This is a genomic window from Polynucleobacter sp. Adler-ghost, assembly GCF_018688495.1.
Classification (GTDB): Bacteria; Pseudomonadota; Gammaproteobacteria; order Burkholderiales; family Burkholderiaceae; genus Polynucleobacter.
The window spans coordinates 1,293,320-1,318,550 of record NZ_CP061320.1 but is presented as its reverse complement, the minus strand read 5'-3'; the positions used below and the strand labels follow the sequence as shown (position 1 = coordinate 1,318,550).

Annotated in this window: 27 protein-coding genes; 15 read left to right on the top strand and 12 right to left on the bottom strand. The window is 46.7% G+C overall.

Annotated elements, in window-relative coordinates; translation table 11 throughout:
- Positions 1 to 117: 117 nt before the first annotated feature.
- From ICV89_RS06925 to ICV89_RS06900, 6 genes are all read left to right on the top strand, one after another.
- Positions 118 to 339 carry a formate dehydrogenase gene (locus ICV89_RS06925; protein ID WP_215307676.1) on the top strand — a complete coding sequence of 74 codons (222 nt, stop codon included), beginning with the start codon at positions 118 to 120 and terminating at the stop codon, positions 337 to 339.
- 62 nt (positions 340 to 401) lie between these two features.
- The gene (locus ICV89_RS06920; protein WP_215307675.1) at positions 402 to 3,386 is read left to right on the top strand and encodes a formate dehydrogenase subunit alpha; all 2,985 of its coding nucleotides are present in this window, start codon (positions 402 to 404) and stop codon (positions 3,384 to 3,386) included.
- Between the two features lie 27 nt (positions 3,387 to 3,413).
- Positions 3,414 to 4,073 (top strand): formate dehydrogenase FDH3 subunit beta, encoded by a 660-nt coding sequence (gene fdh3B, locus ICV89_RS06915; RefSeq protein ID WP_215304386.1) that lies wholly within the window; start codon positions 3,414 to 3,416, stop codon positions 4,071 to 4,073.
- On the top strand, positions 4,070 to 4,306 hold the full coding sequence (locus tag ICV89_RS06910; protein WP_215307673.1) for a hypothetical protein: 237 nt from the start codon (positions 4,070 to 4,072) through the stop codon (positions 4,304 to 4,306). Before fdh3B ends, ICV89_RS06910 begins: the two co-directional genes overlap by 4 nt.
- Positions 4,307 to 4,353: 47 nt before the next feature.
- Positions 4,354 to 5,409 carry a formate dehydrogenase subunit gamma gene (locus tag ICV89_RS06905; protein WP_215307671.1) on the top strand — a complete coding sequence of 352 codons (1,056 nt, stop codon included), beginning with the start codon at positions 4,354 to 4,356 and terminating at the stop codon, positions 5,407 to 5,409.
- A 10-nt stretch (positions 5,410 to 5,419) separates the two neighbouring features.
- Positions 5,420 to 5,689, top strand: coding sequence for a hypothetical protein (locus tag ICV89_RS06900; RefSeq protein ID WP_215307669.1), 270 nt, complete (start codon positions 5,420 to 5,422; stop codon positions 5,687 to 5,689).
- Here the strand turns inward: ICV89_RS06900 and ICV89_RS06895 are convergent, their stop codons facing one another.
- Both ICV89_RS06895 and ICV89_RS06890 read right to left on the bottom strand, forming a co-directional pair.
- Entirely contained in the window at positions 5,690 to 6,400 is a 711-nt protein-coding gene (locus ICV89_RS06895; RefSeq protein ID WP_215307667.1) for an energy-coupling factor ABC transporter ATP-binding protein, read from the bottom strand. It abuts the gene before it with no gap.
- Positions 6,393 to 7,088, bottom strand: coding sequence for an ABC transporter permease (locus tag ICV89_RS06890; protein ID WP_215307665.1), 696 nt, complete (start codon positions 7,086 to 7,088; stop codon positions 6,393 to 6,395). The genes ICV89_RS06895 and ICV89_RS06890 overlap by 8 nt, the downstream gene beginning before the upstream one ends.
- Before the next feature lie 66 nt (positions 7,089 to 7,154).
- On the opposite strand from ICV89_RS06890, the gene ICV89_RS06885 reads away from it, so the two are divergent.
- Genes ICV89_RS06885 through cls form a run of 3 tightly spaced genes read left to right on the top strand, consistent with a single transcriptional unit; the run spans position 7,155 to position 9,576 of the window.
- Positions 7,155 to 7,355, top strand: a complete 201-nt coding sequence (locus ICV89_RS06885) for a hypothetical protein (RefSeq protein ID WP_215307663.1) — start codon at positions 7,155 to 7,157, stop codon at positions 7,353 to 7,355.
- Positions 7,355 to 8,104 carry an endonuclease/exonuclease/phosphatase family protein gene (locus tag ICV89_RS06880; protein WP_215307661.1) on the top strand — a complete coding sequence of 250 codons (750 nt, stop codon included), beginning with the start codon at positions 7,355 to 7,357 and terminating at the stop codon, positions 8,102 to 8,104. Before ICV89_RS06885 ends, ICV89_RS06880 begins: the two co-directional genes overlap by 1 nt.
- The gene (gene cls, locus ICV89_RS06875; RefSeq protein ID WP_215307659.1) at positions 8,101 to 9,576 is read left to right on the top strand and encodes a cardiolipin synthase; all 1,476 of its coding nucleotides are present in this window, start codon (positions 8,101 to 8,103) and stop codon (positions 9,574 to 9,576) included. The genes ICV89_RS06880 and cls overlap by 4 nt, the downstream gene beginning before the upstream one ends.
- Here the strand turns inward: cls and ICV89_RS06870 are convergent.
- Both ICV89_RS06870 and ICV89_RS06865 read right to left on the bottom strand, forming a co-directional pair.
- On the bottom strand, positions 9,573 to 10,757 hold the full coding sequence (locus tag ICV89_RS06870; protein WP_215307657.1) for a CaiB/BaiF CoA-transferase family protein: 1,185 nt from the start codon (positions 10,755 to 10,757) through the stop codon (positions 9,573 to 9,575). The two genes, cls and ICV89_RS06870, sit on opposite strands and share 4 nt — an antisense overlap.
- 47 nt (positions 10,758 to 10,804) lie before the next feature.
- On the bottom strand, positions 10,805 to 11,974 hold the full coding sequence (locus ICV89_RS06865) for an acyl-CoA dehydrogenase family protein (protein ID WP_215307655.1): 1,170 nt from the start codon (positions 11,972 to 11,974) through the stop codon (positions 10,805 to 10,807).
- Between the two features lie 186 nt (positions 11,975 to 12,160).
- Between ICV89_RS06865 and ICV89_RS06860 the strand changes: the two genes are divergently transcribed.
- Positions 12,161 to 12,664, top strand: a complete 504-nt coding sequence (locus ICV89_RS06860) for a YqaA family protein (RefSeq protein WP_215307653.1) — start codon at positions 12,161 to 12,163, stop codon at positions 12,662 to 12,664.
- Positions 12,665 to 12,680: 16 nt separating this feature from the next.
- On the opposite strand, the gene ICV89_RS06855 is transcribed toward ICV89_RS06860, so the two are convergent.
- The 8 genes from ICV89_RS06855 to ICV89_RS06820 all read right to left on the bottom strand — a co-directional run bounded on the left by ICV89_RS06855 (position 12,681) and on the right by ICV89_RS06820 (position 19,857).
- Complete coding sequence (locus tag ICV89_RS06855; protein ID WP_215307650.1) at positions 12,681 to 13,385, bottom strand: ABC transporter ATP-binding protein; 705 nt, start codon at positions 13,383 to 13,385, stop codon at positions 12,681 to 12,683.
- A 13-nt stretch (positions 13,386 to 13,398) separates the two neighbouring features.
- Positions 13,399 to 14,154: an ABC transporter ATP-binding protein gene (locus ICV89_RS06850; RefSeq protein ID WP_215307648.1), complete on the bottom strand. Its 756-nt coding sequence runs from the start codon at positions 14,152 to 14,154 to the stop codon at positions 13,399 to 13,401.
- On the bottom strand, positions 14,154 to 15,113 hold the full coding sequence (locus ICV89_RS06845) for a branched-chain amino acid ABC transporter permease (protein ID WP_215307646.1): 960 nt from the start codon (positions 15,111 to 15,113) through the stop codon (positions 14,154 to 14,156). Before ICV89_RS06845 ends, ICV89_RS06850 begins: the two co-directional genes overlap by 1 nt.
- 14 nt (positions 15,114 to 15,127) lie before the next feature.
- A complete protein-coding gene (locus ICV89_RS06840; RefSeq protein WP_215307644.1) occupies positions 15,128 to 16,012 on the bottom strand; it encodes a branched-chain amino acid ABC transporter permease in 885 nt (294 codons plus the stop codon).
- Positions 16,013 to 16,100: 88 nt separating this feature from the next.
- Positions 16,101 to 17,336 carry an ABC transporter substrate-binding protein gene (locus ICV89_RS06835; RefSeq protein ID WP_251370801.1) on the bottom strand — a complete coding sequence of 412 codons (1,236 nt, stop codon included), beginning with the start codon at positions 17,334 to 17,336 and terminating at the stop codon, positions 16,101 to 16,103.
- A gap of 102 nt (positions 17,337 to 17,438) precedes the next feature.
- On the bottom strand, positions 17,439 to 18,680 hold the full coding sequence (locus ICV89_RS06830; RefSeq protein ID WP_215307642.1) for an FAD binding domain-containing protein: 1,242 nt from the start codon (positions 18,678 to 18,680) through the stop codon (positions 17,439 to 17,441).
- A 6-nt stretch (positions 18,681 to 18,686) separates the two neighbouring features.
- A complete protein-coding gene (locus ICV89_RS06825; protein ID WP_215307640.1) occupies positions 18,687 to 19,145 on the bottom strand; it encodes a VOC family protein in 459 nt (152 codons plus the stop codon).
- A gap of 1 nt (position 19,146) precedes the next feature.
- Positions 19,147 to 19,857, bottom strand: coding sequence for a TetR/AcrR family transcriptional regulator (locus ICV89_RS06820; protein WP_251370800.1), 711 nt, complete (start codon positions 19,855 to 19,857; stop codon positions 19,147 to 19,149).
- 105 nt (positions 19,858 to 19,962) lie between these two features.
- Between ICV89_RS06820 and ICV89_RS06815 the strand changes: the two genes are divergently transcribed.
- The 5 genes from ICV89_RS06815 to ICV89_RS06795 all read left to right on the top strand — a co-directional run bounded on the left by ICV89_RS06815 (position 19,963) and on the right by ICV89_RS06795 (position 25,211).
- Positions 19,963 to 20,439 (top strand): CoxG family protein, encoded by a 477-nt coding sequence (locus tag ICV89_RS06815; RefSeq protein ID WP_215307638.1) that lies wholly within the window; start codon positions 19,963 to 19,965, stop codon positions 20,437 to 20,439.
- Between the two features lie 40 nt (positions 20,440 to 20,479).
- The gene (locus tag ICV89_RS06810) at positions 20,480 to 21,334 is read left to right on the top strand and encodes a xanthine dehydrogenase family protein subunit M (RefSeq protein WP_215307636.1); all 855 of its coding nucleotides are present in this window, start codon (positions 20,480 to 20,482) and stop codon (positions 21,332 to 21,334) included.
- A 42-nt stretch (positions 21,335 to 21,376) separates the two neighbouring features.
- Positions 21,377 to 21,886 carry a (2Fe-2S)-binding protein gene (locus ICV89_RS06805; RefSeq protein ID WP_215307634.1) on the top strand — a complete coding sequence of 170 codons (510 nt, stop codon included), beginning with the start codon at positions 21,377 to 21,379 and terminating at the stop codon, positions 21,884 to 21,886.
- Between the two features lie 20 nt (positions 21,887 to 21,906).
- Positions 21,907 to 24,303 (top strand): xanthine dehydrogenase family protein molybdopterin-binding subunit, encoded by a 2,397-nt coding sequence (locus tag ICV89_RS06800; RefSeq protein WP_215307632.1) that lies wholly within the window; start codon positions 21,907 to 21,909, stop codon positions 24,301 to 24,303.
- Positions 24,304 to 24,434: 131 nt separating this feature from the next.
- Positions 24,435 to 25,211, top strand: coding sequence for a 3-hydroxybutyrate dehydrogenase (locus tag ICV89_RS06795; RefSeq protein ID WP_215307630.1), 777 nt, complete (start codon positions 24,435 to 24,437; stop codon positions 25,209 to 25,211).
- Positions 25,212 to 25,231: the final 20 nt, after the last annotated feature.

Below are 25,231 nucleotides of genomic sequence, written 5' to 3'. Positions count from 1 at the left end.
ACAAAAAGACTAGGGTTTACCCCCCTAGAATCATTTTTTTGTAACTCTAATATGTCAAAAATGCAATTACCAATTACACTTGATGCATATCAAATTTGCACTAAAGAGGAGCATGCGATGAGCACCAAATCTACAGCCGTAGTAAACGAAGAAAACAAGCCTTCCCGTAGGAAGTTTTTCATCGGAGCGGGTGCCACTGTTGGTGCCGTAGCCATAGCCTCCCAAACTCCGCTTGGCAAAGCAGTGATTCAAGAAATTGGCAGCACAGTGCAGGGTAAAGATGATGGCTATCAACTCACAGCGCACATTCGTAAGTATTACGAAACCACCATGCTTTAAATCAAGTTGCTAAAGAAGTCATTTCCAAATAATTAAATAAAAATATTTCTCAGGGACAACATATGAGTCTGACTCGTAAATCCAATACCCCACAGAGCGGTCGCTCTACACCTGCATCACGCCTCATCGGTAGCTTGTCACGGGGACTTCAGTCCGCCGTGCCAACGATGGATCGCCGTACCTTCCTCAAGCGCTCCGGAGTAGGCGTTGGTGCTGGTATCGCGGCAAGCCAATTAACGCTGGTACAAAAGGCATCTGCTGAGCAAAGCAAAGCAATGCTGGACGGCAAGGGCAAGATCGAGGTTAAGAGAACCATTTGCACCCACTGCTCCGTAGGTTGCGCGACTGACGCTACCGTTGAGAATGGTGTTTGGGTTCGTCAAGACTCCGCATTTGATTCCCCGATTAACTTGGGCGCTTACTGCGCTAAGGGCGCATCATTGCGCGAGCATGGCCACGGTGATTTCCGTTTACGTTACCCAATGAAGTTGGTTGACGGTAAATACCAACGTATTTCTTGGGATCAGGCTTTGACTGAAATCACTGCTCAGATGAAAGATTTGCGTAGCAAGTACAGTCCAGATTCACTCTTCTTTATTGGTTCTTCAAAGCACAATAACGAGCAAGCTTACCTAATGCGTAAGTGGGTTTCTTTCTTTGGAACCAACAACACAGACCATCAAGCACGTATTTGTCACTCCACAACAGTTGCCGGTGTTGCTAACACCTGGGGCTATGGTGCGATGACTAATAGCTACAACGACATGATGAACTCCAAGGCGGCTTTGTACATTGGCTCTAACGCTGCAGAAGCGCACCCAGTGTCTATGCTCAGCTTATTGCATGCAAAAGAAAATGGTTGCAAGGTGATCGTAGTTGATCCACGCTACACCCGTACTGCAGCGAAGTCTGATCAGTACGTTCGCATTCGTTCGGGCACTGATATTCCATTCTTGTTCGGTGTTCTCTATCACATCTTCAACAATGGCTGGGAAGATAAGAAGTACATCAATGACCGTGTTTACGGTATGGACGAGATCCGCAAAGAAGTGATGGAGAAGTGGACTCCAAAGAATGTAGAAGAGGCTTGTGGCGTTCCAGAAGCACAGATGTACAAAGTTGCTGAAACGATGGCGAAGAATCGCCCAAGCACTTTAGTTTGGTGTATGGGTCAAACACAACACACCATTGGTAACGCCATGGTGCGCGCATCTTGCATTCTGCAATTAGCTTTGGGCAACATCGGTAAGTCCGGCGGTGGCGCAAATATTTTCCGCGGTCACGATAACGTTCAAGGTGCAACCGACGTAGGTCCTAATCCAGATTCCTTGCCTGGTTACTATGGTTTGGCAGCAGGCTCATGGAAACACTACGCAACAGTTTGGGGTGTTGACTACGAGTGGATCAAAGGTCGCTACGCTCCTGATATGATGGAGAAATCCGGTACTACGGTTTCTCGTTGGGTTGATGCGGTACTTGAGAAGAATGACATGATTGATCAGCAGACCAATGTCAAAGGTTTGTTCTTCTGGGGTCATGCGCCAAACTCACAAACACGCGGTTTGGACATGAAGCGTGCGATGGACAAATTGGATTTGTTGGTGGTGGTTGATCCTTATCCAAGTGCGACTGCGGCTATGGCAGCAATGCCTCCAGCTGAAGGCCAGTCTGTAAACAAAAATCGTAATGTTTACTTATTGCCAGCGACAACTCAGTTTGAAACTACGGGTTCAGCTACTGCCTCAAACCGCTCATTGCAGTGGCGCGAGAAAGTGATCGACCCATTGTTTGAGTCTGTTCCTGACCATGTGATCATGCAAGCGTTTGCTGATCGCCTTGGTTTCGGTGAAGAGCTCTCCAAGAATTACAAGATGCTCAATTCGAAGTTTGCTGGTAAGCAATGGAAAGAGCCGCAGATCGAAGATATCTTGCGCGAAATTAATCGCTCTGTCTGGACAATTGGTTACACCGGTCAAACTCCTGAGCGTTTGAAAGCGCACATGAGAATGGCGGGAGTATTCGATCCGAAGACATTGAAGTCACGTGGCGGTGTTGATCCAGTAACTGGCTATGACACAACAGGTGATTACTACGGTTTGCCTTGGCCTTGCTACGGTACTGCAGCAATTAAGCATCCAGGATCACCAAACCTCTATGACACTAGTAAGAGTGTGATGGAAGGTGGCGGTAACTTCCGCGCCAACTTCGGTGTGGAAAAAGACGGTAAGAATTTGTTGGCCGAAGACGGTTCTTGCTCTAAGGGTTCAGCGATCACCACTGGCTATCCAGAGTTTGATCACGTACTTGTGAAAAAACTCGGCTGGTGGAATCAATTAACTGAAGAAGAGCAAAAGCTTGCTGAAGGTAAAAACTGGAAGACTGACCTCTCTGGCGGTATTCAGCGTGTGGTAATGAAAAACGGTTGCCATCCATTTGGCAATGCGAAAGCACGCGCAGTGGTATGGAACTTCCCAGATGCCATACCAACACACCGCGAGGCGCTCTACAGTACTAATGAGCCAATGATGCGCAAGTACCCAACATCTGCGGATAAGAAGAATTTCTGGCGCCTGCCAACTTTGTATAAAACGCTGCAAGACAAGAACTTGAGCGACAAGCTTTATGAGAAGTTCCCAATCGTTCTGACTTCTGGTCGTTTGGTTGAGTACGAGGGTGGGGGAGACGAAACTCGTTCTAACCCATGGTTGGCAGAGTTGCAGCAAGAGAACTTTGTGGAGATCAATCCTAAGGCTGCAGAAGCTCGTGGCATTAAGAATTGGGACTACGTCTGGGTTAAGTCTCCAACGGGTGCCAAGATCAAGGTGCGCGCAATGGTTACTGAGCGGGTTGACCAAGACACAGCCTTTGTACCATTCCACTTTGCTGGCTGGTGGCAGGGTAACGACTTGCGCAAATATTACCCAGAGGGCGCTGCCCCAGTTGTGTTAGGTGAGGCGGTGAATACTGCTACGACCTATGGCTACGATCAGGTAACGATGATGCAAGAAACTAAAACCACCATGTGCCAAATCGAAAAATTTGCCTAAGTTAAAAAATAAAGTCAGGAGAACACAATGGCAAGAATGAAATTTATATGTGATACAGAACGATGCATTGAGTGCAATGGCTGTGTTACTGCTTGTAAAAACGACAATGAAGTGCCTTGGGGTATTACCCGTCGCCGTGTAGTTACGGTTAACGACGGTATCGTCGGCAAAGAAAAGTCTATTTCAGTTGCATGTATGCACTGTTCAGATGCGCCTTGTATGGCTGTCTGCCCAGTGGATTGCTTCTACCGTACCGACGAAGGTGTGGTTTTGCATGACAAAGATATTTGCATTGGCTGTGGCTATTGTTCTTTTGCCTGCCCATTTGGTGCACCTCAGTTCTTGAGCAAGGGCGCCTTCGGTGTTCGCAGCAAAATGGACAAGTGCACATTCTGTAGTGGCGGCCCAGAAGCCAACGGTAGCGTTGCTGAGTTTGAAAAATATGGCCGTAACCGCTTAGCTGAAGGTAAGTTGCCTTTATGTGCAGAGATGTGTTCTACCAAAGCATTGATTGGTGGAGATGGCGACGTGATTTCTAGTATTTACGCCAAACGCGTTTCAGTGCGCGAAGCGAATGGTAGATATCCAAGCAATGACATCTTCGGTTGGTCAACTGCTTATGGTCCTGCCGGCTCACCAGCTCCAGCCCCAACACCAGCTGCCAAAATTCCAGGAGCGAAATCATGAAATTGAATTTCAAAACTCTCGCTATTGCTCTGGCAGCAGGTACGCTCTTATCCGCATGCTCTGAACCACCTGAAGTTGCAGCCTATGCAGCTAAGCGTCCAGATGTCGCACCCTATATGGGTGCTGACAATGGGTTTATGACTAAGGGATGGAAGCCTGGAGATCAAGCTAGTTGGACAGAAGCGATTAACAAGCGCAATCAGGGTCAATCTGAATATTCACGCGCTAAGTGATCAGTTAAACAACAATAAATAAAACGAAAACGTTTAAGGATATTTGTATGAATCGATCATTTATTAGTGTCAGTCGCTCCTGGGCTTTAGCTCTTGGTGTCTCGCTAAGTCTTTTAAGTGGCGTTGCCTTGGCAGAACGTGCAGCAATGCCGCCTCTGCCTAGCCCAAGCGGAATTGATTTCCCAAAGAATCTCAACGAGATTTCAAAGGGTACCCAAGCGCAATCGCAACCCGCAAATACGGCGCCTAAGGAAGGTGCTATTTGGGATACCGCGAACAGCGACCCTTATAACTATGTCAGCATTCCTGATAAAGAGTCTAGTGTGTTGATTCAGCGCGCTGGTCAACAGTGGCGTTTGATTCGTAATGGTGTCATCACTGTTTACGGTGCTTGGATTCTAGCAATTGCCTTCTTTGGTATTGCTGCTCTGTTCTTGGTCAAGGGTCCAATCAAGCTTCACGCTCCTATGTCGGGTCAAAAAATCAAGCGTTTCAATGGTTTTGAGCGCTTCACGCACTGGGTAATGGCTGCCAGTTTTATCGGCTTAGCCTTAACCGGTATGTTGATTTTGTGGGGTAAGTACTTTGCAATGCCTTTGATGGGTGGTGCGGCTTACGGATCATTCTTGATGATTTGCAAGAATATTCATAACTACTCTGGCCCATTGTTTACTTTGAGCGTTGTGATTTTCTTCTTGCTGTTTGCCACTCGCAACATTCCTGGCAAGGGCGACCTTACCTGGTTGATGACGCTTGGCGGTGCATTGACCGGTAAGCACCCACCTGCAGGCTTCTTCAATATGGGTGAAAAAATCTGGTTCTGGTTTGGTATGGTTGTACTAGGCTTAACTATCTCAGCTTCAGGATTCGTGCTCGATATGATCGTACCGTTCATGGACGTGCAGTATCTCCGTGGCACCATGCAGTTAGCCAACATCGTTCATAGCTCTGCCTCTATCTTGATGACTGCAATGGCAATGGGCCACATTTACATTGGTTCTATCGGTATGCAAGGCTCATCGGATGGCATGATGACTGGCTATGTTGATGCTACTTGGGCTAAAGAGCACCATGAGCTCTGGTACGACAAAGTTAATAAATAAGGACATGGCTATGAAAAAAATCATCGCTCTCACATTCTGTTCACTCGCAAGCGCAGCTGTATTTGCTGCCTTGCCTCCGTTGACACCTGAGGCTCAAGAGGCTGCAGCTTTGGCAAAAGCCAAGACTGCCTATGGCGACAGAATGGGTGCATTCCAGCTATGTCAAGCTCAAAATAGAGTGGCTGATCGCTTCAGGGTTGCTGGTACACCAGCTCCCGCAGCTTGTGTAGCTCCGCCACCGTTTGTTGCTCCTGTAGCTGCGGCACCAGCAGCCAAGTAATTAGTCGACGAGTAATTCTTGATGTAAGTAGCGTTTAGCTGCTTGTGTCTGGGGATTGGCAAAGAAGGGACCTACGGGTCCCTTTTCTTTTATCTGGCCCTGATCAATGAAGATGATGTATTCCGCAATTCTTTGTACTTGTGCAAGTTGGTGAGATGTAAAGATGACATCAGAGCCTTGGCACTTAAATTGGCGAATGATCTCTTCGACTTGTTCTGTCGTGTTCGGATCTAAATTAGCCGTAGGTTCATCAAGCAGTATCAAGTTGGGTTTTTGCAAAATAACTCGACCTAAGCAAAGTTTTTGTCTTTCACCTGCCGAAAGTTTGTGCGCAGGACTATTGGCAAGGTGACTTAAGCCGATCTGCTCCATCACCGCATCAATAGCAATAGAAGAAATTGAGGGATCTGAGTCTGTCACCATCGACATGTTCGTTCGTGCTGAGGCTTTAATCATTGGCGTATGGTGCAATACCAGAGACGATTTAATGGGGCCGCTTGAGTGATTAACGGTGCCCGAGTCTGGCTTGATTAAGCCATCTATTAATTTGAGGAAGGTTGTTTTGCCGGCGCCATTAGGGCCAATGCAAGCGCAAATTCGATCTGCAGGAATCACTGCATGAGGGATATCCAAGATGATGCGTCCATCACTTTTGACAATGACGTCTTTGAACTCAATAAATTGCTGGAATTGTTCAGAATGATTAACCATAGCGACGCTCCGCAATTTGGCGAACTACAAATGTAAAGAGGTTTGCCAACAAAACAATGCCAAGCAAAACAATACCCAAAGCAAGTGCTAAGGGGAGATCGCCTTTGCTAGTTTCTAGGGCAATTGCTGTTGTCATGGTACGAGTAGATTGATCGATATTACCGCCGACGATCATGACGGCCCCCACTTCGGATATCGCTCTAGCGAGTCCAGCAAGGATGGCAATGGTGAGGGAGAAGCGGCAGTCCCATAAAAGCCACTTCAGGGTGGAAAGCTTGGGTAAGCGAAGTGCCATGAAAGCATCCCGATGAATTCTCCAAGAATCCTCTAGGATTTGGCGGCTCAGGGCGGCAATTAGGGGGGTTGTGAGCAGTGTTTGGGCCAGGATCATGCCCTTGGGTGTAAATAGCCAGCCCCATACTCCTAAAGGCCCTGTCCTCGATAGCAGTAGATACACAATGACACCAATAATCACAGTTGGAACGCCCATGAGGGTGTTTAAGATCAGTGTAATTGTTTGTTTACCCTTAAATTCCTCTGTGGCCAATAGGGCACCAACTGGTAGTCCTAGTATGGTGCCGAGGATCAATGCGCTCAAGCTGACCTGAAGTGAGACCAGCACAATGCCAATGACCCCTGCATCTAAATGCAAAAGTAGTCTGAAAGCATCTTGAAAGGTCGTCAACATGGGCTAGATTCTAGCAAGGGGATGGCAAAATGGCATGAATGCAAACAATTTCCCCTTTTTGAACTCATGGCTGAAGTCATTTGCCTCTGTAATGAGGTTCTCGATGTTGATCTGCGCGAATATCTCGATACTCATCCAATTGACTCGATTGATGACTTACGCGAGCAGGCATCCATTTGTAATAAATGTATGCAGTGTCAGGATTTAGTCGAGGGTGAAATCTATTTAGCACGCGTGCGACGGCAGCGTGCTGCAGGACAGTTTTGATGACACAAGTGCTAGGTCGCTTTAGCATCATGACTATGAATGTCCACAAGGGGCTATCACCCTTGCACAGAAAATCCACTATTTATGAGTTGCGTCAAAAAATGCGCAGTCATCATCCAGACTTGCTATTTTTACAAGAGCTGCAACAAGAGCATCGTGGGCGGATTAGGAGATTTAGCCAATGGCCACTAACAGAGCTTACCCATTTTTTATCCGAAGACTTTTGGCATGATTGGCACTACGGTAAAAATGTTGAGTATCCAGACGGCCATCATGGCAACGCAATCCTTTCAAAGAGGCCATTGCGTAAAGGTGAAAACTACGACATCTCTGCCTATCGATTCGAGAGGCGAGGCTTGCTCCATAGCGTTGCCCAGCTAGAAGGAAATTCAACGCCGATCCATTGTTTTTGTGTGCATCTAGCTTTATTTGAGAGGGGGCGAGAGCGTCAATTAGATGAAATTATTCGCTACATTGATTTTCTTGCAGAGGGTGGACCCACTATTGTGGCGGGTGACTTTAACGATTGGCGTAATCGTGTTAGCGCCCCGATGCGTGCCGCTGGTTTTCAAGAGGTTTTTGAGGTACTTACAGGTGCTCCTGCAAAAACCTTTCCCAGTGTGAAGCCCATGCTTTCAATGGACCGAATTTATGTACGAGGCTTGAAGATTCATTCGGCAGCAGTTTTGCATGAATGGTTGAAGCTCTCAGATCATCTAGGTATTACTGCTGAACTGGAAATCATATGAGCATATTAAATTATTTATTAGGATCTATTTTTGGATTCTCTTTAATTTGGGTCCCCATAGTTCATGCGGTCATTGTGATTCTGTTTGGATTTAGATTAATTTCCGTCAGAAGACCAGTCGGTGTTGCGATTGCATGGTTTTTGATTGTGGTCTTGTTTCCGCTTCTAGGTATCAGTCTCTACATCCTGATTGGTGAGCGCCCTGTAGGTCGTAAACTCACGAGAAAAATTATTCGGATGGATAAGGAATATGCGGCCATCACAGCAGAAATGCGCAAGCACTATCAAGCTGATAAGCTACAACTACCTATCGAAGGCAGGGCTCTTAGCTTATTAGCTGAATCCAAAAACGGATCCCCCGTGATTGCTGGTAACAAGATAGAGTTGTTTACCAGCTCACTTGAGATTTTGCAGCATTTCATTGACGAAATTAACCAGGCAAAAAAATCACTGCATTTGGAGTTTTATATTTGGGCCTTAGGTGGTGATGCTGATCGCGTTGGCGAGGCCTTAATTGCGGCGGCTAAACGGGGTGTAGCCTGTAAGGTGTTACTAGATTCATTGGGAAGTAAAGATTGGTTTAAATCCAGCTGGCCTAATCGCTTTAGAAATGCTGGCATTCAAGTCACTGAGGCATTGCCAATTCAAATTGGACGCTTTCAATTTCGTCGTGCGGATCTCCGGCTACATCGAAAAATATTTGTGATCGATAACACCGTGGTTTGGACTGGCAGTATGAATATGGTCGATCCACGCAGTTTTAAGCAAGACTCCGGTGTGGGGGAGTGGGTGGATGCCATGGTCAGAATTGAAGGCCCGGTTGCATCTCAGTTTGAGCTGACATTCTCTTTTGACTGGAGTGTCGACAATCCGAAGATTACCCACTTTAATGCTGTGGCTCCCACTCCCACTCCGATTGAGGGGCGAGTACTTGCCCAAGAGTTTTCTTCCGGTCCGGTATATCGCGATGACATCTTGTATCAGGTATTGCTCTCCGCCATCATGGATGCACGCAAAGAGCTCATCATCACCACGCCTTACTTTGGTCCAGATGATGGCTTGATTCAGGCGTTGATGGCAGCAGCTGGTCGTGGTGTGAAGGTCACTTTAATTGTTCCTAAATTGAACGATTCAGCCTTAGTCGCCTGGAGTAGCCATAGCTTTTATGCTGACCTGATGGATGCGGGTGTCAATATCGCTGAATTTCATGGTGGTTTATTGCATACCAAGAGTTTGCTAATTGATCAGCAAGTGGCAATTTTTGGATCAGTCAATTTTGATCAGCGCAGCTTGCGCCTCAATTTTGAGATCAGTTTAATTGTCTACAACAATGAGTTTTGTGCCAAGCTAGAGACCCTGATTGAATCCTACTTAGCGCAATCGGATTTAGTTGATCCGGTAAGTTGGGCTAAGCGACCACGTTGGCGCGTCTTGCTAGAGAACGCAGCACACTTAGCATCACCTCTACTTTAAATCGCCCCTTGGCTGCGCATCACCTTAATTTCAGTTGCGGCAATACCAAGTTCAGATAGGATTGCTTCGGTATGCTGCCCCACCGCAGGAATGTCATCCATGCGGTAGTCGAAGCTGTTATTGCTACCAGGCGGAAGCATTGCTGGAATGGGACCTACCGGTGACCCGACTTGTACCCAGCGCTCGCGAGCTTTGAGTTGATCGTGATTCCATAAACCCTGCATATCGTTAAGTCGGGCATTGGCGATTTGAGCTTTATCTAGCTTTGCTATGACCTGCTCGGTAGTGAGTTTGCTAAAACACGCATCAATGATGGAGAGTAATTCATCGCGCTTTTCATTACGTTTGAAGTTTTTATCAAAGCGCTCATCTTTGGCGAGGGTTAGATTTTCAAGTACCACTTCACAGAATAAAACCCACTCACGATCATTTTGTAATCCCAGCATGATAGTGCCGCCATCACCAGCTTTAAATGGCCCATAAGGATAGATCGTGGCATGAGATGCACCATTGCGAGGAGGGGGTGTTGCACCCTCATAAGCGTAATAGAGTGGATAACTCATCCATTCACCCAAAGACTCGAGCATAGAAACATCAATCGTAGATCCCTTGCCAGTCTTACCCCGCTGTAATAGTGCCACCAGTACATTGGTGTACGCATACATGCCTGCAGCAATATCAGCAATCGAGTTACCTGCTTTACTAGGAGTTTCTGGTGTGCCGGTAACAGATAAGAACCCAGCTTCACTTTGAATCAACAGGTCATAAGCCTTTTTGTCACGATAAGGGCCGTTATTTCCATAACCTGAGATGTCGCACAAAATCAAACCCGGATTGTCTTTTTGCAAGAGCTCTGCAGTCAGTCCCATGCGTGCTGCGGCACCAGGCGCCAAATTTTGTACTAGGACGTCAGCTGTTTTGAGTAGCATCTTCAGTGCTGCTAGCGCAGATTCTTGTTTGAGATCTAAGGTCAAGCTTTCTTTGGAGCGGTTGACCCAAGTAAAGTGAGAGGACATGCCATTGACGCGCTCATCATAGGCGCGGGCAAAGTCTCCGGCACCAGGCCTCTCAACCTTAATAACACGCGCACCTAAATCAGCTAATTGGCGCGTGCAAAAAGGGGCGGCAATAGCGTGTTCTAGGGAAACTACAGTGATGCCATCTAAGGGGCGAATACTCATGTCATTACTTGTCTAAAAAAACTCAATCAATCAAAAGATCTAGCACATCAAAAGGAGCGTGGCAGACCCAAAATGTGCTCTGCCACATAAGAGTAGATCAAGTTCGTAGAGATAGGCGCAACTTGATAGAGACGGGTCTCGCGGAACTTGCGTTCAACATCATATTCATTCGCAAAACCAAAGCCACCATGCGTTTGTAGACAAACATTGGCCGCTTCCCAAGAGGCTTTTGCAGCCAAGTACTTAGCCATATTCGACTCTGCACCGCAAGCTTGATTATTGTCAAACAGTTCGCATGCTTTAAAGCGCATCAAGTTAGCTGCCTCGGTCTCAATAAACGAGTCGGCAATAGGGAACTGAATGCCTTGGTTCTTGCCAATAGGGCGATCAAATACCACACGGTCATTGGCATAACGCCGTGATTTATCTACAAACCAATAAGCATCACCAATGCACTCAGCTGCAATGAGGACGCGCTCGGCATTGAGGCCATCTAAGATGTACTTAAAGCCTTTGCCTTCTTCGCCAATGAGATTCTCAGCTGGAATTTCTAAGTTATCAAAGAAGACTTCATTGGTTTCATGATTGACCATATTAGCAATCGGCTGAATTGCCATGCCATTGCCAATAGCATCTTTCAGGTTGACGATAAAGATCGACATGCCCTCTGATTTTTTCTTGACCTCTGCTAATGGCGTAGTGCGCGCTAGCAGAATCATCAAATCAGAGTGCTGAATGCGGGAGATCCAAACCTTCTGACCATTCACAATGTACTTATCACCTTTTTTGACGGCAGTAGTTTTGAGTTTGGTGGTATCCGTGCCTGTGCTGGGTTCGGTCACCGCCATACTCTGAAGGCGTAATTCACCGGTTGCGATTTTTGGGAGGTAGAGTTTCTTCTGTAGGTCAGAGCCATGGCGTAGCAAGGTGCCCATGTTGTACATCTGTCCATGGCAAGAGCCAGCGTTGCCACCGGAGAAATTAATCTCCTCCATGATGACTGAAGCCTCAGCCAAACCCAATCCAGAGCCACCATACTCCTCAGGAATTAATGCCGCTAACCAGCCCGCTTGGGCCATGGCATCTACAAACGCCTCTGGATAGTCACGCTCATGATCTACCTTTTGCCAGTAAGCAGAGTCAAAGCTGCTACAGAGGTCGCGCAAAGCTTCACGCATATCTTGATATTGGTCTGGCTTGGGGATGGGGTGATTCATATGGCTATCTAAAGTAGGGGGAGGTTAATTAATGCTAAGACCTACAGTTTAAGCAAGAATTCAGAATTCAGGGCAGGTCAAAAAAGACCTCATTCCTAAGGGCCGCGGCCGACCTGAGTGTCTATTGGGGCATACTTGATAGATGACCAAGTACTTACTTTCTAAACCGTCCGGAGTTCTGGCGTAATGGAGCAAATGCTCAGTCAATTCTTTGACTTCTTTGGGATGCCATCGATTGGTTTGCCAGCGGTATTTATCAGCGCTTTTATCTCCGCAACTTTACTGCCTGTCGGCTCTGAGCCCATACTGTTTGGCTACGTCTCAGTTAATCCCCATTTATATTGGATCGCCATTATGGTTGCCACGATCGGCAATACATTGGGGGGTATGCTTGACTGGTGGCTCGGACTAATAAGCCGTAATAGCTTTGAGTCCCTCAAAGGACCCAGTAATGGCAGAATGCAGCGCTGGCTCGAAGAGCGGGGGCCAAAGATGCTCTTGTTATCCTGGTTGCCTGGCTTTGGCGACCCCTTGTGTTTGGCGGCAGGGTGGCTCAGGCTGGCTTGGGGCCCATGCTTAATCTATATGTTTATTGGTAAGTTACTACGCTATCTCACGATGACCTGGTTGTTAACTTTGGTGCCCACCAGCGTTTGGCACCAATTAGGACATTGGCTAGGTCTAATTTAAGCGGGGATTTGAAAGATTAAACAGCGCAGTATTTTTGCTGAATCTCGTCGTTATTCAACAGATTTTGAGCGGTGTCGTGGAAAACAATTTCACCTTGATCCAAAATATAAGCTCTATCGGAAATCTTAAGTGCTTGCTGAACATTTTGCTCCACAAGCAGAATAGTTAAACCCTGCTGCTTTAGTTTGGCAAATAGTTCAAACATTTCTTCAACCAAGACTGGCATGATCCCTTCTGATGGTTCATCCAACAAGATTACTTTTGGCTTGGCAATCATGGCGCGAGCAATCGCTAGCATCTGCTGTTCTCCACCAGACATCGAAGTACCATCCTGATGCAATCGCTCCTTCAGGCGAGGAAAGGTTTCTGCGATTTCATCAACCAGGGCATTCATATCGCCACGACTTTTCTTGGCAATCACACCCAGCTCTAAGTTTTCTTTGACGGTTAATCCTGGAACAATCCGCCTATCTTCGGGGACATAAGCTAAGCCTAAGTGGTAGCGCTCATGCGCCGCGAGATCTAAAAAAGAGGTGCCATCAATAGAAGCTTTACCTTCCCTCTTTGACAGCAGACCCATTAAGGAGCGCAGGGTAGTAGTCTTGCCAGCACCATTACGGCCCATTAAGGTAACGATTTCACCGCTATTGACTTCTAAGGAGACGCCTTGCAGAACGTGGCTGCGGTCGTACCAGGCATTTAAATTTTCTACACGCAACATATATACACCTTCTTTAACCTTGACCTAGGTACACACGTCGTACCTCTGCATTATTCTGAATTTCTTCTGGAGTGCCTTCAGCTAAAAACTCACCATGATGTAAAACAATGATGCGTTTGCATAAACCCATGATGAGTTTCATCTTATGCTCAACCAAAATCACCGTTCTTTCATTTGCAAGCGTGCGAATGAGATCCATCATGACGAGCGTTTCCTCAGGAGACATGCCTGCGGTTGGCTCATCCAGTAAAAGAAGGCTAGGGTTGCATGCGAGCGCCATCGCAATTTCTAAAGCGCGTTGTTGACCGTGGGCTAAGTCCCCCGTCTTTTTATTTCTGAGATGCTCTAAGTTAACGCGACGTAACAACTGGTCTGCAAGCTCAATGGGCTCTGGATAACTTTGTGCATTACGTAAAAAGTTATAACGCGCCGTTTCCATTTGGGCGGCAACGCGCACATTTTCATGAACGGTGAGTTGCTTAAATACATTGGTAATCTGAAAGCTCTTAGAGATGCCGATACGGGCAAACTCATATTGCTGCATGCCGGTAATATCTTTGCCATTAAATAAGATTTGGCCGCTAGACGGTGGAAATGCGCCACTAAGAACATTAAAGAAGGTACTTTTGCCTGCGCCATTAGGTCCAATGATTGCTGTAAGGGAGCCGGGCATAAATGTGGTTGAGACATTCTGTAAGGCTTTAAATTTCCCAAAGCTCTTACTGACATTACGAGCTTCTAGAATGGGGGTTTGATTTGAGCTACTCATTATTTCAAATCCTGATTGAGGTTTAGCTTGCTCAAGATGCTTCCCCAAATTCCTTTAGGGAAGAACAAAACGAAGAACATAAATATCAGTCCGATAACGGCCATCCAATGCTTGGTAAAGGTAGTAACCACATCCTCTAAATAGAGCATGACAGCTGCGCCAATGAATGGCCCAAAGAAAGTGCCCATACCACCTAAGATGCTCATCATTACCGCTTGTCCAGATTGGAGGTAGTGGAGTGAGTCTATTGGAACAATAGAAAGGTGTAGAGCGCGCAATGAACCCGCTAAACCGCAGATTGCAGCTGACAACACAAAAACCAATAGTTTGGTGCGGGCGACATCAAAGCCACAGGCTGCGGCACGTTTTTCATTCTCGCGAATCGCCTCCATCACGGCGCCCAGAGGTGAGCTCAAGATTCGGGATATGAGCCAAATTGCGATGACTACAAAAAAGAGAATGATGTAGTACTTCACCAAGGGGTTTAAAAAATCAACTGGGAAGCCGAGAATATTAAAGGTGTCAACTCGTACCCCTCTTAAGCCATTCTCCCCACCAGTCAAACCCTCAGCCTTGTAAAAGCAATAAAACACAATTTGACCCAATGCGAGTGTCACCATGGAGAAGTAAATGCCTCTGGTGCGAATGGCTAGAAAGCCCATAATCAGTCCGCCGATAGCCGCACCAATGACGCCTACCAATATTGCTGCGCCCCAAGGCATGGAGTAATGGACGATGCCAATACCAGTGAGATAGCTACCAATACCAAGGAAGGCTGCATGTCCGAAGGATAGTAGTCCCATGTAGCCAAACAAGAGATTGAATCCCATGGCGAATAAGCCAAAGATCAAGATATTGATAGCAAGCGCTTCGTACGGCATGATGAAAGGAAAAACCATCAAGAAAAGGCTGCTTGCTAGCACGCGATGGCGTTCAACGAGTTGGAAAAATGATTTCATAAATATTCGGAGGGTTAACCCATCGCCCCCGCTTTGCCAAATAAACCTTGCGGGCGAATTAAGAGTACTACTGCCATCAGCACAAAAATCGAAAGCTCTGCAAGGTCTGGAAAGAATAGGGAGGTCATGCTGTAAACCACGCCAACCAAGAGGCCTGCGACAACTGCGCCGACTGCTGAGCCCATGCCGCCTACAACCGTCACAACAAAGGACTCTGCCAAGATCGGAATGCCCATTTCTGGATTCACCGAGCGAGTAGGTGAGGCCAATATTCCAGAGAGGCCGGCGATCGCACAGCCTAGTCCAAATACCATTAACCACACCTTAGCAATGTCTACGCCAAGTACCTTGACGATCTCTTGGTCAGCGGCGCCTGCTTTGATGATGAGGCCGTAGCGAGTCTTTTGAATGAAAAACCAGACTGCAAAAATAATGACAACGGTAGCCGCAATCAGGAACAGGCGATATTTTGGAAAGAAGCCAATGCCAACATCTAAAGTACCCTTCAATCCATCAGGCGTAACGGAAGGCAAACCTTCTATGCCAAAAGTAACGCGCATTGCCTCAATCAGGACATAAGACAATCCAAAGGTGAGGAGTAGCGGGTAGTCAATACCTCGACCGTATAGGGGGCGCACTAAGAATCGCTCGGTTAATAATCCGAGGGCTCCAGTGGCAAGCGGCGTGAGAATTAAGCTGAACCAAAAGTTTCCCGTTACGCCTAAAAAATAGACGCCCATAAATGCGCCAACCATGAAGAAGGCACCGTGTGCAAAGTTCACTACATTGAGCATGCCAAAAATCAGGCACAAACCCAGTGCTAGAAGGGCGTAGATGCTACCCAGGGCAATTCCTGTGAGTAGCTGCATGCAGAGAAGTTCAAATGTAAGGCCGGTCATATATATACTCAGAAAAACTCCCCTTCAGCTATTGCTATCAGGGGAGGTACTCAGGGCAAATCAGATGATCTGCCCTGGAATTTCAGATTTAAGCCTTGTGGCCTAACTCCGCGCAACTACGCATATTCTTCTCGGTAGTCGGTTCAATCGTCAGAATATTAAAGACGTCATACTTATCCTTCATATTCTTGGATTTGGATTCCACAATGATGACCGTTTGCACTGCTTGGTGGTCACACTTGCGATAGTACTCAGGACCTTTATAAAAGTCGTACTTGAGATTCTCTAGTGCTGTAATTACCTTATTTGTATCGGTGGATTTAGCATTCTTCACAGCAGCGAGAACTGTTTTTACCCCGGCGTAACCTAGTGCGCCGTAGTCTGACGGTACTGAACCGTTGTACATCTTACGGAATGCGTCATTAAAGGTCTTGGCTGTAGGGATGCGATCCTCAAGTCCCCAGTAATAAGAAGTGCCGCCGACGATACCCTCAAATGCTTCTGGTCCACCAGCAAGACGCGCAGTGTAGAGCAGGACTGGCGTCACAATTTTCATGCTGGACTTTAGACCAAAGTCAGTACATTGTTTAGCTGCATTCACGAGGTCACGACCAAAGTTGCAAAGTACCAAGATGTCGGGATTTAAGGCTTTAATGCGCGGCAAGAATGCAGAGTAATCAGATGCGCCCAAGGGATGACGAATATCGGCCAATGTAGTGGCACCCATTTCCTTTCCTGCACGCTCAAAAGCGCGCACCATCTCATGGCCATAAGCATAGTCGGCGGTCAGGAATACGATCTTCTTGCCGAAACGGGGAATGGCATAGCGCGCCACTGCACCTGCTGTCATCGTTGGATTGAGTGCCTCGTGGAATGTGTAAACACTCCAGTCTTTTGCTTCGTTAATCGCATCAGATTGGCTAATTGAATTGAAGAGAACTTTACGCTCTTTACAAACAGCATTGATAGAGAGTTGAGTTGCGGCCGATAGTGAACCCACAACAAAATTCACTTTATCTTTTTCAATTAACTCGAGAGTGCGCGTTGCAGCTTCACCTGGGTTGAGTTTGTCGTCACGAACTAAAAGTTCGGCTTTGCGTCCATTAAAGCCACCGGCGTCATTAAATTCTTTAATGGCTAATTCAGCCGCTTTAACTTGATCTTGTGCCTCTGCAGAAAATGGCCCAGTTAGTGGCGTTGGAAAACCAATCTTAATTGGTTCAGCCTGGGCGCTGGCTACATTCATCCACAGTGGAGTGCTGGCAGCAGCAGCTCCGCCGATCAACATTTTTCTTCTTGTTTGATTCGTTACTTTTTGTTTCATGGTTGTCTCCTCCATTTAAAACAGTTAATTAATGGGACTACTGCGTATTGCATAAATCTTAACTGAATGCTTCTAGTAATACTAAAAATCTACAGCGGGTTTTCATTCATGTGACTCTGGCACTGCTTTTCCAGCCGCCAACAAAGTACTGATATCGATGGCCGTTTCTGCCATGACGGTATCTGCATTTCTACGCAGGCTATCGTTATTTCTGCTGCCTTTGCTACCTTGTGCTTGCATGTAGCGCCCTAAGTATTGCGCTCTTGCAACAACCTGTTGTCCAAATTCAAGACGCTCCTTGCTGTACGCTTCAAGTGCTGCAGGAGTTGCCCCTAAGGCTGCAATGTGACGTGCGATTACCATAGCCTCATCACCTGCTTTGGTAACTCCCATGCCCACATGAGGTCTACCAACAAAAGCGGCATCCCCCATTAAGGCAATTCTTCCAAAGACGATTTGCTCCGAACGGACGTCATAAATCGTTTGCAAAAAAGGTGAGGGTGTTTTTTCTAAAATTTCGGCATATTGTGGCGCCAGAATATCGCGCGCAATTGTGCGCATTTCGGCAATATGCTTCCATGAGACTTTTAGCGGTGGGATGCCAGTTGGATAATAGTGACCATCCGCATCAGTCAGCAACTTGACTAGCTCATCATCCTCGGATGCCGGGCGATACCAAACAAAGTTATAGCGACGCTTGCCTGGTCTGGTGTCATTGCCGGGCCCTGCAACTGGATAGCCAAGCATCTGTTCGCCATTAGGTAAGCAGAATCCAAAATAATTAAATAGAGTATCTAAGGTGTAATTTGATAAATTACTTTCATCACAAACGCCACGCCACGCAATATATCCTGCGTATTCAGGTTGGATGTTTGGTGCTACTTGGGATCTGACTGTGGAGCGTATACCATCTGATGCAATCAGAAGCTCTGCCTGATAAGTGCTGCCATCTTCACAACTTACCTGAACGCTATTAGAGTCCTGTGTCACCACTTTGACATTCTTGCCTTGTAGGTAACGCTCGCTTGGAAAATTCTCTTTTAATAGGTGATATAAGCGGCTCCAGGAGGTCAGGATTTGTGGGAGTGGCATTTCACCGAGGTTCTCGCCATCAACCCCCAAAGTAACTCGCTTCGATACAGCAACCCCTAGGCTATCATCAACTTGAATACCAGCTTCACTTAAAGCATCCGCAAGAGCGTCATGGGTCACGATTCCGGCGCCTCGACCATCCAGGGAGCCAATTGCTTTTTCTAATAAAGTGACGTCATGCCCTTGGCGCAGCAGTATATTGGCGGCAAATAAGCCCCCAAGTGATCCGCCAATGACAAGTATTTTGGCCATCTTTACTTACGCAGCCTTGGCATCTAGTGCCGCCTTTTCGGCAGCAGGGTAGTTCAACTCAACCACAACACCATTAGGATCATCCATAAAGACTTGGTGTAATTTAATGGCGGGTACGGTGCGTTGTCTGCAAGGTATACCCAACTTCTCTAGTAATGCAAGTTTGGCCTCCAATCCCTTGGCAAAGAAGGCGATATGATCAACTGCGCCAGAGCCAAAGAGTGAGCTAGGATCTCGTTCCCCAAGATATTGTTTTAAGCCATTAGGATTATTCTTATCAATTGCGATGAGATGAACAACTGCGTTAGCCCAATCGTTTTGATCACCGTTGTATAGCCACACACCGGGGAATGGAAAATCAGGTCGAGGTCCAACTGTGAATCCAAAGACATCGCAGTAAAACTTGGTAGTTTGTTCAATCTCTAGGCTACGAATAGAGAAGTGATTTAAGCTTAAGTTGGTCATTTTATTTTTTACCAGTATTAAATAAAGTTTTTGCTGAAGCAAGGTAAGAGCTAACTCGATCTTGAATAATTTCTTGCTCGGTATGGGGGTTGCCGGAGTCATAAATGGCTTGCCCGTATATCCAACGTCGCATACCAATATAAAAGATGCCGCCATGCAGGCCCATCAAAAATTCTAATTCTCGCTGGGAAGGCTTGCTACGCGAGCTACGACCACAGTGTTTACGGGTTTCTCGAATCAGGCGCGGTAATAGACGATCGCGCAATAATTCAAAGAAGCGGTCACTAATGGAGTGATCGCTCAGTCCTGAGAAAATTAAAATACGTACAAAATCGTAGGTCAGCACTGTGTTTGAGTAGTCTAGATAGAAAGCATTAAATTTTTCTTCGGGAGAGAGCTTCTTGTCATCGAGTAGCTGCTCCCACTCCGGCTTCCAGCGTGACTCGAAGACATCTTCATAGACTGCTTTGATTAAAGCATCCTTAGTAGGGAAGTAGTGGTAAAGCAGGGTGTGGGTAATACCCAATCCCTTTGTTAGGTTCCTGAGTTGCCCATCCATTCCATGCTTTGCAAAGTATTGGATAGCACGATCCAGAATCTGACGCTTACGATCTGCGGTACTCATTCTGCGACGTGCAGGCGTACTGGATGCAGCTAATTCTGTAGCGATACTGCCTCTAGCACTGCCATCTCGATCGAAACTCATTGTCATCAGGGTTTATCCGAATTTGGCCTTATTGACCAAAAGTTAAATAATGGTACATTGTTGAACAATTGGTAGATAAGACTCTATTCGTACAAACCCCAAGGAGATGTAATGGAATTAAATGGCGAGCAACTCATTGCAGCCCCAATCCCAGATGTATGGAAGGGCTTGAATGATATTGACGTGCTGGCAAAGTCCATTCCAGGTTGCGAGGAAATCAGTCGCATCTCCCCCGAGGAGATTCATGCCAAGGTGATGTTCAAAATTGGACCCGTCAGAGCCAGATTCTCAGGAAAGCTATTTTTGAGTGATGTCATTCCAGATCAATCCTGTTCTATGGCCTTTGAGGGCTCTGGTGGTGCTGCGGGATTTGCAAAAGGTCGTTCACGAGTGGAGTTGAAGGCTGCCGAGGGCGGGACACTGGTTTCTTATACGACTGAGGCTTCTATTGGCGGCAAGCTTGGTCAAATTGGTGGGCGGCTTATTAGCGCCTCTGCTAAAAAGATTGCGGATGACTTTTTCCAGCGATTTGCAAAAGAGTTAGGTGGTGAAATAGCGCCACTGGAGTCGGACCCGCAAGCCCAATAATGCGCGGCGATGTCAATATAAAAGTAGTGGAGGAGACACAATGAAAGCAGCAGCATTTGATTATGCAAAACCGAAGGCTCTCAGTGAGGCTTTAGCTATGTTGGCCGAAGCTGGTGAAGATGCGCAATTGATTGCGGGTGGGCAGACGCTCTTAGCTACCTTGAACCTGCGTCTTTCTGAGCCTAGCATGCTCATTGACATTACGAATTTGGATGAATTAAAAGGTATTTCCGTTAACGGAAATCAATTACGTATTGGTGCATTAGTAACCCATACGGAGATTGAGGACTCCAAACTAATTGCGCAGCATGCACCACTTCTTAAGGCTGCAGCTCCGCATATTGCCCACAGAGCGATCCGTAATTTAGGGACCTGGGGCGGCTCTCTAGCCTATGGAGATCCTGCGGCTGAATGGCCTGCCTGTAGCCTGGCATTGAATGCAACCATGTTGATTGGTGGCCCTGATGGAGAGCGTCGAATTTCAGCGCAAGACTTCTTCATTGATCTTTACACCACTTCTTTAGAGCCTAATGAAATTCTTATAGCAACAGAAATCCCTATTGCTAGTAGTAATCAAGTTTTTTATTTCCATGAGTTAGCTCGTCGCCACGGAGACTATGCGATTGCTGGGGTGGCTTTAGTTGCGAATAAGGCGGGTAATGTTCTGAGCGATTGCACTTTTACCTTCTTCTCTGTGTGTGCTACGCCGATCATGGCGACAAAGGCTCAAGCCTTGGTAGATGGTAAGTCTCTTAATGACGAATTAATTGCAAATGCAGTTGCTGCCGCAAGGGAAGAGATTGAGTCGATCGCAGATATCACTAACAGTGCGCAAACGAAGCAACATCTGATTGGTGTTTTGTTAGAGCGTGGACTAAAGCACTTAATTGCTTGAGCAATCAATATATAAAAAGATAAATCTAGTTCGGAGATTTCAATGAGCTTAAAGAAGAAAATTACGATGACCGTCAATGGCTCGATAGTGAATGCGGAGATTGAGCCGCGTCGTCATTTGGTAGATTTTTTGCGAGAAGATCTCCATCTCAAAGGTCCGCATCTTGGTTGTGAGCAAGGTGCTTGCGGCGCCTGTACCGTGAAGGTGGATGGGAAAATTATTCGCGGCTGTTTATATCTGGCCGTACAAGCCAATGGCTGTGTAGTAGAAACAATCGAGGGATTAACTAAGAGTGGGGCATTGGCAGATCTTCAAGAAGCCTTTATGCGTCATAATGCAATGCAATGTGGTTTCTGCTCTTCTGGGATGTTGCTTGCTGCGGCCGAATTAGTAGAAAAACAACCTAAATCTACTCGTGAAGAAGTGCGTGAATGGATCTCTGGAAACTACTGCCGTTGTACTGGCTACCATTCCATAGTAGACGCCATCATGGCTGTGCTTGAGGCTCGCGCCAAAGGTGAAAAAATTAAACCCGTTGTTGCTCTCGCTTAAGAAGACTGGGAAAACTGATTATGAATAAGCCAGTAGATCTCAAAGGATTGGTGCTTGATCCGGTAACCAATGACCAGCGCTATATCGGTAGCAGCGAACCTCGACATCAGTCGCGTCGGCTTATCGAGGGTCAGGGCACCTATGTAGATGATATTCAATTGCCTAGGATGGGCCATGTTGTCTATTGGCGTTCGCCAGTAGCGCATATGAAAATTGGAAAAATTCATACTGAAGAAGCCAGCAAGATGCCAGGCGTTCTAGCCATTGTCGATGGCGTGAGAATGGCTGAGCTTTGTAAGCCATGGGTTGCCACCTTAGGCCATCTTGCGGGTATGAAATCCGCCCCTCAATACGCATTAGCAATTGATAGGGCTTGCTGGCAAGGCGAGCCTGTAGTTGCTGTAGTTGCTGAGACGCGTGCACAAGCAGAAGATGCTTTGCAGTTCATTGATGTTGAGTGGGAAGAGTTACCTGCAGTAGTTTCAATGGAAACGGCATTGGATGCAGATACTCCGGTAATTCATCCTGAGCTTGGCGACAATCTTTGCTTTACCCGTACTTTGGATGTTGGCCAGGTAGATGAAGTATTTGCAACCGCAGATATTGTGGCTGAAGCTACTTTTGGATTTGGTCGACATACAGGCGTTACTTTAGAGCCTCGCTGCCAAATTGCTGACTACAATCCAGGCGATCGTCGCCTCACGGTATATCACTCGCAACAAGCGCCGCACATGATGCAAGATTTATATTGCCGTCAGTTTGGCTTGTCAGAGTCTGATGTCCATGTCATTTGTAAAGACGTAGGCGGATCCTTTGGTATTAAGGTGCATGCGTATCCTGATGATTTTGCGACGGTGGGTCTAGCGATGATGTTGGAGCGCCCAGTCAAGTTTGTTGCAGATCGACTTGAATCATTTACGAGTGATATTCATGCGCGTGAGCATCGGATTAAAGGACGTATTGCAGCCAATAAAGAAGGTGATATCTTGGCATTTGAGATCGACGATCTCACAGCGATTGGCCCTTACTCTATGTTTCCGAGAACCAGTGCAATCGAAGGTAATCAGGTGGTGAACTTGGTTGGCGGGCCATATAAGCATCAGAACTACCGAGCCAAACTGAATGTGGTGTTTCAGAATAAAACGCCTACCTGCCAATATCGTGGCGTAGGTCACCCTATTGCCTGCGCCGTGACTGAGGGCTTGGTTGATTTAGCAGCTCAAAAACTAAAAATGGATCCTTTGGAGTTTCGTAAACGTAATGTGATTCCTGATGATGCATACCCTTGCTCGGGAATTTCCGGAATTAAGTTGGAAGTGCTTTCACACGAGCAATGCTTACGAACTATTGAAAAGATGATGGACTATTCTGCTTTGCGTAAAGAGCAGGCTGAGTTGCGTAAAAAAGGTATCTATCGTGGAATCGGTTTTGCCACATTAATCGAGTTAACTAACCCAAGTCCGGCATTCTATGGCGTGGGTGGTGCGCGTATCGCATCTCAGGATGGCGCCTCTGCGCGTCTAGATCCAAGTGGCGTTGTATCGATATTGATCGGTGTTGGTGAGCAGGGCCAAGGTACTGAAGGTATTTATGCGCAAATTGCTGCTGATGCCGTCGGTCTGTCGATTAAAGATGTGCGCATCATTACTGGTGATACCGATGTGACTCCTTACGGAGGTGGTACCTGGGCTTCACGTGGTGCCGGAGTGGGTGGCGAGGCAGTCTTATTGGCTTGCCAAGCACTTCAAGAGAATATCTTGAAGCTCGCTGGTGCAATCTTGAGTAGATCGCCTGAAGAGTTATCTGTTCGCCGTGGTCATGTTTTAGATAAAGCAAGCGGTGAACAGCTCCTACCGTTTAGTGAGATTGGGCGAATAGGTTATTTCCGTACAGATACTTTGCCAGTAGGATTCTCGGCTGACCTGATGGTGACACGTCATTACACTCAAAAAGAATATCCATTTATTTTTACTAATGGCGTTCAGGCTTCTTATGTGGAAGTCGATCCGGATACTGGATTTGTAAAGCTCTTAAAGCACTGGGCAGTTGAAGATTGCGGTCGTGTGTTGAATCCCATGTTGGTGGACGAGCAAGTGCGTGGTGCAATTGTGCAGGGTATCGGTGGCGTCCTTTTCGAGGAGTGTATCTACGACGAGAGTGGCCTGTTACGAAATGGCAGTATGGCTGATTACTTAGTGCCAATGGCCAATGAAATGCCGGATATTGAGGTAGCTCACGTTGAGACCCCAACTCAGTCATCTAAGTTGGGTGCAAAAGGTGCTGGTGAGGCTGGTACAGCTGGCGCCCCTGGGGCGGTTCAAAATGCGATTAATGATGCTCTGGCACCATTTAACACTGCAGTGTTTGATCAGCCCATTACTTGTGAAAAGATTCTCAAGGCCCTTGGAAAAGTCTAATGTAGAGCTTGTTTATATGCGGTGCATTACCAGTATCAAAGGTGCTGATGCATCCTGTAAGATCCAGTTTTGACCATGTGTACATCCCCTGCTTGGGGATGTGCGACTAACTTGATATAGCGAAGAAAAATATGTCCCATTTAAAAGGTAAAACAGCTCTTGTCACCGGCTCAACCAGTGGTATTGGTTTGGCAATGGCTATTGGTTTGGCAAAGCAGGGTGCCAACATAATGGTGAATGGTTTTGGTGAAAAGGATGCTGCAATTACAGCTATTAAAGCTTGTGGTGTTGAGGTGGAATATCACGGCGCAGATATGAGTAAGCCTGCCGAGATTGAAGATCTTATCAAGCAAACCGAAAAACGCTTTGGTTCGCTAGATATATTAGTAAACAATGCAGGCATTCAGCACACAGCGAATATTGAAGACTTTCCAGCGGATAAGTGGGAGTCCATTATTGCCATCAACTTAAGCTCAGCTTTTTATACCTCCCACTATGCCTTGCCTGGAATGAAGCAGCGTAACTGGGGTCGCATCATCAATATCGCCTCCGTGCATGGCTTGGTCGGTTCTGTTCAAAAATCAGCTTATGTTGCCGCTAAGCATGGCATCGTTGGCCTAACCAAAGTAACCGCTCTAGAGAATGCCAAAACGGGGATTACTTGTAATGCGATTTGCCCGGGTTGGGTTTTGACCCCCTTGGTTCAAAAGCAAGTAGATGCCCGAGCAGAGCGTGAAGGGATCTCGAATGAAGAGGCTAAAAAAGCCTTGGTGTCTGAGAAGCAGCCTTCTGGTGAATTCGTGGCTCCAGAGCAATTGGCCGCATTAGCTATTTTCCTTTGCAGTCCAGATGCTTCTGAAGTACGTGGAGCAGCCTGGAATATGGATGGCGGCTGGACGGCTCAGTAATCTTAAAAAGGGTCACTGGA

Bases quoted from the DNA above. Each gene is read 5' to 3' on its own strand.
- ICV89_RS06925 (WP_215307676.1), top strand. From the start codon at position 118: ATGAGCACCAAATCTACAGCCGTAGTAAACGAAGAAAACAAGCCTTCC.
- ICV89_RS06920 (WP_215307675.1), top strand. From the start codon at position 402: ATGAGTCTGACTCGTAAATCCAATACCCCACAGAGCGGTCGCTCTACA.
- fdh3B (WP_215304386.1), top strand. From the start codon at position 3,414: ATGGCAAGAATGAAATTTATATGTGATACAGAACGATGCATTGAGTGC.
- ICV89_RS06910 (WP_215307673.1), top strand. From the start codon at position 4,070: ATGAAATTGAATTTCAAAACTCTCGCTATTGCTCTGGCAGCAGGTACG.
- ICV89_RS06905 (WP_215307671.1), top strand. From the start codon at position 4,354: ATGAATCGATCATTTATTAGTGTCAGTCGCTCCTGGGCTTTAGCTCTT.
- ICV89_RS06900 (WP_215307669.1), top strand. From the start codon at position 5,420: ATGAAAAAAATCATCGCTCTCACATTCTGTTCACTCGCAAGCGCAGCT.
- ICV89_RS06895 (WP_215307667.1), bottom strand. From the start codon at position 6,400: ATGGTTAATCATTCTGAACAATTCCAGCAATTTATTGAGTTCAAAGAC.
- ICV89_RS06890 (WP_215307665.1), bottom strand. From the start codon at position 7,088: ATGTTGACGACCTTTCAAGATGCTTTCAGACTACTTTTGCATTTAGAT.
- ICV89_RS06885 (WP_215307663.1), top strand. From the start codon at position 7,155: ATGGCTGAAGTCATTTGCCTCTGTAATGAGGTTCTCGATGTTGATCTG.
- ICV89_RS06880 (WP_215307661.1), top strand. From the start codon at position 7,355: ATGACACAAGTGCTAGGTCGCTTTAGCATCATGACTATGAATGTCCAC.
- cls (WP_215307659.1), top strand. From the start codon at position 8,101: ATGAGCATATTAAATTATTTATTAGGATCTATTTTTGGATTCTCTTTA.
- ICV89_RS06870 (WP_215307657.1), bottom strand. From the start codon at position 10,757: ATGAGTATTCGCCCCTTAGATGGCATCACTGTAGTTTCCCTAGAACAC.
- ICV89_RS06865 (WP_215307655.1), bottom strand. From the start codon at position 11,974: ATGAATCACCCCATCCCCAAGCCAGACCAATATCAAGATATGCGTGAA.
- ICV89_RS06860 (WP_215307653.1), top strand. From the start codon at position 12,161: ATGGAGCAAATGCTCAGTCAATTCTTTGACTTCTTTGGGATGCCATCG.
- ICV89_RS06855 (WP_215307650.1), bottom strand. From the start codon at position 13,385: ATGTTGCGTGTAGAAAATTTAAATGCCTGGTACGACCGCAGCCACGTT.
- ICV89_RS06850 (WP_215307648.1), bottom strand. From the start codon at position 14,154: ATGAGTAGCTCAAATCAAACCCCCATTCTAGAAGCTCGTAATGTCAGT.
- ICV89_RS06845 (WP_215307646.1), bottom strand. From the start codon at position 15,113: ATGAAATCATTTTTCCAACTCGTTGAACGCCATCGCGTGCTAGCAAGC.
- ICV89_RS06840 (WP_215307644.1), bottom strand. From the start codon at position 16,012: ATGACCGGCCTTACATTTGAACTTCTCTGCATGCAGCTACTCACAGGA.
- ICV89_RS06835 (WP_251370801.1), bottom strand. From the start codon at position 17,336: ATGAAACAAAAAGTAACGAATCAAACAAGAAGAAAAATGTTGATCGGC.
- ICV89_RS06830 (WP_215307642.1), bottom strand. From the start codon at position 18,680: ATGGCCAAAATACTTGTCATTGGCGGATCACTTGGGGGCTTATTTGCC.
- ICV89_RS06825 (WP_215307640.1), bottom strand. From the start codon at position 19,145: ATGACCAACTTAAGCTTAAATCACTTCTCTATTCGTAGCCTAGAGATT.
- ICV89_RS06820 (WP_251370800.1), bottom strand. From the start codon at position 19,857: ATGACAATGAGTTTCGATCGAGATGGCAGTGCTAGAGGCAGTATCGCT.
- ICV89_RS06815 (WP_215307638.1), top strand. From the start codon at position 19,963: ATGGAATTAAATGGCGAGCAACTCATTGCAGCCCCAATCCCAGATGTA.
- ICV89_RS06810 (WP_215307636.1), top strand. From the start codon at position 20,480: ATGAAAGCAGCAGCATTTGATTATGCAAAACCGAAGGCTCTCAGTGAG.
- ICV89_RS06805 (WP_215307634.1), top strand. From the start codon at position 21,377: ATGAGCTTAAAGAAGAAAATTACGATGACCGTCAATGGCTCGATAGTG.
- ICV89_RS06800 (WP_215307632.1), top strand. From the start codon at position 21,907: ATGAATAAGCCAGTAGATCTCAAAGGATTGGTGCTTGATCCGGTAACC.
- ICV89_RS06795 (WP_215307630.1), top strand. From the start codon at position 24,435: ATGTCCCATTTAAAAGGTAAAACAGCTCTTGTCACCGGCTCAACCAGT.